At 26.1% G+C, this 8,938-nt stretch carries 8 protein-coding genes; all 8 read right to left on the reverse strand.

The window, feature by feature from the left end; all coding sequences use genetic code 11:
• Positions 1-12: 12 nt before the first annotated feature.
• The 8 genes from ABGF45_RS04925 to nox all read right to left on the reverse strand — a co-directional run bounded on the left by ABGF45_RS04925 (position 13) and on the right by nox (position 8,770).
• A complete protein-coding gene (locus tag ABGF45_RS04925) occupies positions 13-3,285 on the reverse strand; it encodes a penicillin-binding transpeptidase domain-containing protein (RefSeq protein ID WP_134744373.1) in 3,273 nt (1,090 codons plus the stop codon).
• Between the two features lie 8 nt (positions 3,286-3,293).
• Complete coding sequence (gene mreD / locus ABGF45_RS04930) at positions 3,294-3,791, reverse strand: rod shape-determining protein MreD (RefSeq protein ID WP_134768882.1); 498 nt, start codon at positions 3,789-3,791, stop codon at positions 3,294-3,296.
• A 2-nt stretch (positions 3,792-3,793) separates the two neighbouring features.
• A complete protein-coding gene (mreC, locus tag ABGF45_RS04935; protein ID WP_134744581.1) occupies positions 3,794-4,621 on the reverse strand; it encodes a rod shape-determining protein MreC in 828 nt (275 codons plus the stop codon).
• A 2-nt stretch (positions 4,622-4,623) separates the two neighbouring features.
• Entirely contained in the window at positions 4,624-5,637 is a 1,014-nt protein-coding gene (locus ABGF45_RS04940; RefSeq protein ID WP_134711687.1) for a rod shape-determining protein, read from the reverse strand.
• A gap of 1 nt (position 5,638) precedes the next feature.
• Entirely contained in the window at positions 5,639-6,331 is a 693-nt protein-coding gene (gene radC, locus ABGF45_RS04945) for a RadC family protein (protein ID WP_134744580.1), read from the reverse strand.
• A gap of 9 nt (positions 6,332-6,340) precedes the next feature.
• On the reverse strand, positions 6,341-6,859 hold the full coding sequence (locus tag ABGF45_RS04950) for a Gx transporter family protein (protein ID WP_134744579.1): 519 nt from the start codon (positions 6,857-6,859) through the stop codon (positions 6,341-6,343).
• Position 6,860: 1 nt separating this feature from the next.
• A complete protein-coding gene (locus ABGF45_RS04955) occupies positions 6,861-7,250 on the reverse strand; it encodes a NusG domain II-containing protein (RefSeq protein WP_134711684.1) in 390 nt (129 codons plus the stop codon).
• A 182-nt stretch (positions 7,251-7,432) separates the two neighbouring features.
• Positions 7,433-8,770: a H2O-forming NADH oxidase gene (nox, locus tag ABGF45_RS04960; RefSeq protein ID WP_134711683.1), complete on the reverse strand. Its 1,338-nt coding sequence runs from the start codon at positions 8,768-8,770 to the stop codon at positions 7,433-7,435.
• Between the last annotated feature and the right edge of the window lie 168 nt (positions 8,771-8,938).

The raw sequence follows: 8,938 nt of genomic DNA on the forward strand, positions 1-8,938 counted from the left end.
ATCTCATTCTTTCTATTTTTTTATTTCTTCTAATTCACCCGGTCTCGTATTTGTAAAAGCAGGATCTTTTTTTACATATTTATAATATGCATAATAAATATCATTTACTGCCCCTCTAACATTTGATGATTTTCCACCTTCTACAACAGAAACATACACTGCTATCTCCGGTGTATTTAATGGTCCGAATGATATTTCCGAAACTAAATCTTCATAACTTTTTCCTGTTTTAGGGTCAATACTTCCTAATTGTGCTGTACCAGTTTTTGATCCGATTTCAAACGGAAAATTTTGTCTGTACGATACTTCTGTAGATGCTCTTCTCATTCCTTCCTTAACAGCCTTAAAACTGTTAATATTTATACCTGTATCTTTTGATTTTGGTGTTTGAGAATAAATAAGTTTACTATTATTATAATTTTTAATCTTATTAATCAATGTAGGGTGAACCAACTTCCCATCATTTGCAATAATAGAAGCTAATTGTGCCATTTGTATAGGTGTATAAGAATTTTGCCCCTGTCCTATAACCATGTTTAGCGAATCAGATGTCGTCCAAACAGCTAAATTTAAATAAGTATATTTTATTCTATCAGCCAAATTATCATTTTGACCTTCTATTATTTTTTCAGCTTCATAACCCATACTTTCTAAATTTTTAATTATATCATCTCTAGAATTATCAGCACCTTTATCTACCCATGAAACTATTGTGTTAATATCATGTTTCAATTTAACATCATTAATTTTAACATTGTTTTTAGAATATTTTTGTAAATTATTTTCCAAGTAATATCTTAGTTGTATTCTAACAATATTTCTCTTACCTTCAATACTTGGAGAAGTTCCTCCGGATTCTGAAGGATAATTTATTTCTATACCTGTTGGATTTTGTAAGCCTAGCTTTTTAGTTATATTATTTATATCATTAAGTGTAACTTGTACATTTACATCATTTTGTTTTTCCGGATTATATCCTAAACCTAAAACATAAAAATAAAAGTTACTTGATACCTTTAATGCATCATATAAATTTAAATTTCCCCATGTTTTACCTGTTTGAGAAAATAAAAGTTCATAAAACCTGTTATCTCCAATTTCTATATATCCAGATGTATAAATAGGATCATTTGGGTCTAACCCTTTTTCTAATGCTGCAAGTGAAACTACAGTCTTAAATGTTGATCCCGGAATAAACGCTGACTGTAATACATTATTTAATATTGGTCTTGGAGCATAAATATCATTTGGGTCTAAATTATTTAATTTATCCCACGCATAATTTGAAATACCATTTACAAATAAATTAGGGTCATAATCCGGTTTTGAAACCATAGATAAAATTTGTCCAGTTTTTGTATCTATAACCACAGCTGAAGCTATTTTTGCTTTAGGTGATACAGCCATACTATATGGTCCAAAATAAGAATCATAATTTTTCCCTGTACTTATAGAATTCAACAAATCATCAATAATTTTTTCAGTTTGTCTTTGTAAATTAATATCTATTGAAGTATATAAATTATTTCCGGGAACTGATTTTGTTTCTTCAATTACATCTGTTGTCTTTCCGTAAACATCTGTATAAACTAGTTTTTTTCCTTTTACTCCCCTCAATGTATCTTCAAAACTTTCTTCTAATCCATATTTTCCGATTACGTCATTTAGGTCATACTTTTTATATTCAACATATTTGTCTATTTCTTTTTCACTGGAAATTTTGCCTATATATCCCAGCATATGAGATGCCAAATTTCTAAATGGATAATTTCTGTTAGATTCCAAAATTATCTCAAATCCGGAATCTTTAGGGATTCTTTCTTCAATTTTTACAATAGAATTTTTATTAAGGTTTTTTGCTATTTCTATAGGAGAATATGCTAAATATCCTCTAGAATTTATTTTTTCTAAAATAGATAATGTTGAAAATTGTAAATAATTATCCTTAAAATCTAAACTATGGTCTTTTGCATATTTTTCAAAAAATTCTTTAGCTGATATATCCTTTTTTTCACCATCAACTAAATCTTCTTTATCTTTTATATATGAATATTGCCAATCTTTCAAATATATTTTTGGATATATTCCGGATTCAAATATAGATGATTGGGCATAGTAGATTATATCTTCCGATACAATAAAATCATCCAATAAATTAGCATTTTTAGCATACTTAATTAATGCATCTACAGGTTTTAACCTTGTGTTTACATTTTGAGTATCCTCTCCATAATATAATTCTACAGTTTTATTTTCCTCATTAATATTAAACTTTATATTTGTCTTTACTCCATTTTTTTCAAGTAATATTATCAATTTACTTGCAGGTATGATAAATTGTTCCTTATCCTTATACGCTGTTTCTAATAATTTTTTTATAGAAATGTCTTTTACTAAATTTAAAAAATCAGATTTAGCATCTGAATTAAAAGTAATTTTTGACGTTACCTTACTTAATCTAGCTTTTTCTTCTATAAAATTTTTATCTAAATTAAATACTACATCTGAAAGAATTATATTAGATTCTTTTTTATTTTCTTTTAATACATCATATACAATTTTTCTAGATAATGGATGTGATATTAAATAATCTAAAAAACTGTCATCGTTTATAACTTTTGCGATAAAATAGTCTAATGGTTTGGTATCATTTGTTACTTCTTTAGTTTTTATTAATCTTTCATATTGATCGTTTTTATCAAATTCGACTACAATTTTATCATTATCAAATTTTAGATTAAGAGGCATTTGTGTCCCTCTTAATTTAATATAGTCTATCATTCTCTTTATAGGATAAAAAATAATTTTATCTGAATCATATTTATAACTTGATAAAAATATTTTCTCTAATATTTTTTTATCTTGAATTGCTTTAATAACTTTTTCATCAGGTAAAACTTTTTCTTTAAAATAATCTTCCCTTTTTTTATATATAAATTCATAAATACCAAATTTATCATTATTTGCAAAACTAATTCCTTCATTTTCAAGATATTTAGTTACCTCTAATAATATGGATTTTTTTTGTTTATCAGATAATGCACTAAATCTATCTTTATATGCTATCAATGAATATATTGCTTTATTATCTGCAAGAGCTATACCATTTCTATCATATATAATTCCTCTAGTAGAGTCTAGATTAATTTGCTTTATTCTATTGTTATCTGAAAATTTTTTATATTTTGATCCATTTATAATAGTTAATTCAAAAAGCCTTGAAATTAAAACTAAGAAAGCTATTAAGAAAACTATGAAAACAATTCTTAATCTATTTTTCTTCATATTACCTCCTATACAATACTTCTTAGTTTATTTTTTTCCATTCTATACATTATAAAATTTATAAGTATAAAAATGACTAAACTTAATAATATTTCAACAAATATTGAAAAATTAAATAGTTCCTTAAATATTATATTTGAATTTCTATAAATAACTAAATTCATAATGATTACATATAATTTTTTTAATACTATCGCAATTACTAGATATAAATAATTTTTAGCTAAATTTTTATGTTCATTTATATTAAGTGTATATACATAATATGAAATTAAATAAAATAATAGAGCCTTAAGTCCTAATGTATTACCAAATGCTATATCTTGTAAAAGACCTTGAAATAAGCCATAATATACAATTTTTTCTTTTTTTGAATAAATTGAAAGAACAATAATCAAAGGTATAGTAATACTTGGAACAACACCATATAAATTATATTTTGATAATATTGTTAAATCTATTAATAAATTTAATATAAATAAAATTATAATTTTTAACCCTTTCATTATTACTCCTTAATTGGTAAAACATATACATTATACATTTTTGAAAAATTGATTGGACTTTTAATTTTAACAATTTTTTTTAATCTATCAACACTTTCTTTAACTTCTACTACATCACCGATATATACACCTCTTGGATATCTTCCACCTGTACCAGATGTATAAATTTTTTCACCAACTTTAATATTTTTTTTCTCTAAAAGATATCCATATAAATATCCATCATATCTTTCATCTATAACACCAGTAATATCTGATTTAGAATCAACAAATGTTATATTATATTTAGAATTTAATATTGATGATACATCTGATGAATTCAATCCAACTGATGTAACAACACCTGTCAACGCCCCTTTAGAATTACTATCATTATATGCATTTACTATTATATCCCCTACTTTTATTCCATTTAATGATCCCTTATTTATCTTAAAATTACTAAAAAATATATCATTATCCTGCATAATAACTTTAGCATTCATTAAATTAGCATTTCTCATAAAATCATAATTTTGTTTTAAGTATTCCTTATTATCAACTACAAATGTCAAATCGTTTACTTGTTTTTTTAATTCTTCATTTTCAGCCTTTAATTTATTTACCATATCTCTATTAGGTTTACTTCCAAACGTGAAATCTATTACATCATTTATTCCATTTGTAACAACAGACGTCAAAACTGTAAATGGTTTTGTAATCAAACCAAAAATACCAGTTAAATAATTATTCGTTTTTGGATTTATAATAGATAAGAATATCATAATTAATAAAATTAGTATTCTTATAACATGCTTTTTATTTTGCTTTTTTTCATTATAATATAACATATTTATTTCCCAATTTTCTTATATTCTTCTAAATTAGTTACTATTGTTCCTGCCCCGTTGATAGCATCTGAAAATGGATTTTTTGACTTTACTAATTTTAACCCTAATTCTTTTTCAAGATATATATCAAGGTTTTTTAGTCTACTTCCACCACCAGTAATAAATATTCCATTTTTTAATATATCTTTAGACAGTTCTGGTGGATTTTTTTCTAAAACATACCTAATACCATCAAGAATAGATTTATATGTATCATTGATTGCTTCTATAATATCAGATGAATTAATTATTATGCTTAAAGGCATCCCTGTCATAACATCTCTTCCACTAATTTCTTTTTCACTAAAAGTTGTGATATCTCCGATAGCACCTATACTCTCTTTAGCTTCTTTCGCAGTAGTTTTTCCAATAATCAATGAATGCTTATCATAAATATAGTCAATTATTTCCTGATCAACATAATCTCCACCATATTTTATATTTTTAGATATAACAATACCATTCATACTGATAATAGATATTTCCGTACTTCCGGCACCAAAATCAACTATTAATCTACCCTCTTTTTTTGAAATATCAATATCGCTTCCTATAGCACTTGCAAGTGTAGATTCAACAATGTACACATCTCTAGCTCCAGAATATGTACATGCATCCTCTAATGCTCTCAATTCTATATCAGAAATGCCACTTGGTGCAGTTATAACAACCTTAGGTTGAAATAATGTAAAACCCTCTATAGCTTTATCAATGCAATACTTAAATAATATTTTTGTAACTTCAAAATTAGAAATCTTTCCATTTTCTAATGGTCTCAAAATCATAACATTTTCTGGTGATTTTCCATACATATCATATGCAGCATTACCTATTGCAACTACCTCAGCAGTTCTTGTATCAAATGCAACTGCTGAGGCTTCATTTATTATGATACCTTCTTTTTCTTTATAAACTAGTGTATTTGCTGTTCCCAAATCAATAGCAAGATTCGCCCCAAATATATTTAATAAACTCATATTAAAATCCTTTAACTAATTTTTTTTCTCTCAAACTTATAAATTTATTTTTTCCTATTACTAAATGATCTAAGATTTTTATCCCTAGATATTCTCCTGCTTTAATCAATCTTTCTGTGATTAATATATCTTCTCTACTTGGTGTAGGATCACCACTTGGATGGTTGTGAGTCAATATTATACTATTAGAATTTTTCATTATTGCAGTTCTAAATACTTCTCTTGGATGAACAAGTGACTGATTTATTGTACCAATTGAAATAGTTTCTATTGAAATCACTTTATTTTTTGTATCTAAAAGCAAAATACAAAATTCTTCCCTAATTGATTGACTATAGTGAATATACAAATAATTAGCTACAGATTGTGGTGAATCTAGTGATATTTTTTCAAATCTATCTATCTTGGATAATCTTTTCCCGAGTTCTAATCCTGAAATTATCCTACATGATTTTGTAAGCCCAATACCTTCAATCTGCATTAATTGCTCGATAGTTGTATACAACAAACTATTATCTTTTATTTTTATTTTCAATATTTCATCTGCCAAAGCAATTGCATTTTTTGTTTTGGTACCACTTCCAATCAGAATCGCCAAAAGCTCAATATCACTTAAGCTTTCAACACCACAATTCATTAACTTTTCCATTGGTCTATCATTTAATGAAAGTTCTTTTATAGTATAATTGTTCATATTTGCTCCTTAAAAATTTTCTATTTTTTTCAAATGAGAAGCCACATTATATGAACCTAATCCTACAAAATATCCAGTTATAATGCCTATAATTGTTAAAAAAGGAAAATAAGTATAAATCATAAGTGACTTCAAAATATATGCAGCAGCAGTAATCTGTGCAAAATTATGTGAAACAGCTCCAATTATACTCACCCCTATAATACTAAATATCATAATCTTTTGATTAAAATATCTATAGGCAATCCACATCATAACAGTGCTAAAAATAGCTCCTGTAAAACTATATATAAAACTTGGTCCAAAACCGATTATTATCATCAATAAAACTGATTTCAATGATGCAACGATCAATCCTCTCTCAAATCCATAAACCATTAAAGTTACCAATATTATAATATTTGATAATCCAAGTTTAGCTCCCGGCATTACAAATGGAATTGGTATCATCCTCTCAACAAGTGACACAGCTAATGCCATCGCAATTAAAATCCCTGTAAACACCATATCTCTAATGTCTTTATTCATACTAAAATACCATGCTATCTAAATTATTTTTATCTTGGCTATCTGTTCTTATTTCAATAACCAATCTATTTGGCAAACAAACTAACAATTGACCAACTTGACTTATTTTTCCTTGCTTTATACATAATTTGTCAAGGCAAGATGATTCAATAATTTTCAATTCATCATCTCCAAATTCAATAACATTTTTTCCGTATTTTGTTTTGATAGTATACTTTTTTCCAATAATATCCTTTGAAAACCTAATAGCATTTATCTCTTCACCATTAACTTGTATACTAACATATTTTCCAGTAACTTTTTTATTTACATTTGTTATATAAAAAGCAAATAAAAGACTGAAAATTACAAGAATTAGAATTAGAATTTTGTCTCCTTTTGTTAATTTCATCTTAACTCCTAACCCTAAAATTTTATCATAAATCAAATATATTTTAAATGATAAAATTTCCACTTATATACATTTAATTATATAACATAGGAAATTTTATTTCATTTAAAATATAAAAAATTGCCATTAACAATGACAATTTTTTACTAAATTTATAACATCCCTAAATATAACTTAATATGTTATTTTGCATTTATTGCTGCTAATGCAATATAGTTATATGGTTGGTTAAAATGAGGCAAGAAGAATAAATCTAATAATTTTAATCTATCAATTGTAACTCCCTCTTGAATAGCCAATGAAAACATATGAATCCCCATCGACATATCATATTCTGAAGCCATCTGTGCCCCAAGTACTACCCTTGTATTTTTATCATATACAATTCTTACCTTTACATTTGGATTTTTTGTTTCAATAAATCCTGGTTTTTGAGTATCATCATAGTCAGTATATAATACATCAATACCTAATTTTTCAGCTTTTCCAACAGTAATACCTGTAGATACCATATTTAATCCATAAATGCTAATACCATTTGAACCTTGAACACCATTCGATTCCACATTACCACCAGATGCATTATGTCCAGCAACAATACCACTTCTTGCAGCATTTGATGCCAATGCAATATAGTTAATATTATCAATTGAGTTATCATAAATAGTTGCACAGTCACCAATTGCATATACATCTTTTATGTTTGTTTCCTGTTTTTTATTTACCAAATATGCTCCATTTTTAAATAATTCTAACCTACCTTCTCCAAGTGATGTATTTGGTCTAAATCCAATACACATAATTACCATATCAGATTTAATTTCTTTTTTATCTGTAACAACAGAGCTAACCTTTCCATTAATTCCCTTTATTTCTTTAACCATTTGACCAAGTTCTAAGTTAATATTATGATCTTTCAAATTTTTTCTCATCAAATCTGTGAATGGTTGATCATAATATGCAGGTAAAACAGTCTCAGTAATATCAATCAAAGTAACATTTTTACCATGTCTTTCAAAAGCTTCAACAAGTTCAACTCCTATATATCCTGCACCTACTACAGTAATATCTTTAATATCCGGATTATGTAATTTTTCAACAACTTCAACAGCATTTTGATATATTTTTACTTGTTGAACATTTTCTAAATCTTTTCCCGGTATATTTGGAGTAATTGGCAATGATCCAGTACCTAATATTAATTTATCATAATTATCGGTTATTTCTTTACCATCCTTAAATCTTACGAAAACTTTTTTTGCATCAAAGTCTATATCATAAACTTCAGATTCCATAAATACTTTAGCACCTTTTGCTTCAAATTCTTCCTTACTTGCATAAAAAAGTCCATCCGGTTTAGAAATTTGATTTCCAATCCAAAGTGCCATTCCACATCCTAAAAATGAAATATTGTTATTACTATCGTAAACTGTCAATTCATGATCAGGATAATTATTTAAAATAGTTCTAATAGCTGCTGTCCCAGCATGATTAGCTCCAACTACTATTATTTTACTCATTTATTTGTCCCCCATTAAATAAATTTTTATCAAAATTGATACAGTATAATTTTACCAAATTTACGTTATAAAATCCAGTATTATTATTAGAAATTATAAAAAAATTACATAATTTAGTCTATATCTATTTAATTTAACTCAACAAAAAAAGAACACTTACGTGTTCTC

This window comes from Helcococcus sp. KG196 (assembly GCF_046035495.1).
GTDB lineage: Bacteria > Bacillota > Clostridia > Tissierellales > Peptoniphilaceae > Helcococcus > Helcococcus ovis.

Bases quoted from the DNA above. Each gene is read 5' to 3' on its own strand.
- ABGF45_RS04940 (WP_134711687.1), bottom strand. From the start codon at position 5,637: ATGAGTTTATTAAATATATTTGGGGCGAATCTTGCTATTGATTTGGGA.
- radC (WP_134744580.1), bottom strand. From the start codon at position 6,331: ATGAACAATTATACTATAAAAGAACTTTCATTAAATGATAGACCAATG.
- nox (WP_134711683.1), bottom strand. From the start codon at position 8,770: ATGAGTAAAATAATAGTAGTTGGAGCTAATCATGCTGGGACAGCAGCT.
- ABGF45_RS04925 (WP_134744373.1), bottom strand. From the start codon at position 3,285: ATGAAGAAAAATAGATTAAGAATTGTTTTCATAGTTTTCTTAATAGCT.
- ABGF45_RS04950 (WP_134744579.1), bottom strand. From the start codon at position 6,859: ATGAATAAAGACATTAGAGATATGGTGTTTACAGGGATTTTAATTGCG.
- ABGF45_RS04955 (WP_134711684.1), bottom strand. From the start codon at position 7,250: ATGAAATTAACAAAAGGAGACAAAATTCTAATTCTAATTCTTGTAATT.
- mreD (WP_134768882.1), bottom strand. From the start codon at position 3,791: ATGAAAGGGTTAAAAATTATAATTTTATTTATATTAAATTTATTAATA.
- mreC (WP_134744581.1), bottom strand. From the start codon at position 4,621: ATGTTATATTATAATGAAAAAAAGCAAAATAAAAAGCATGTTATAAGA.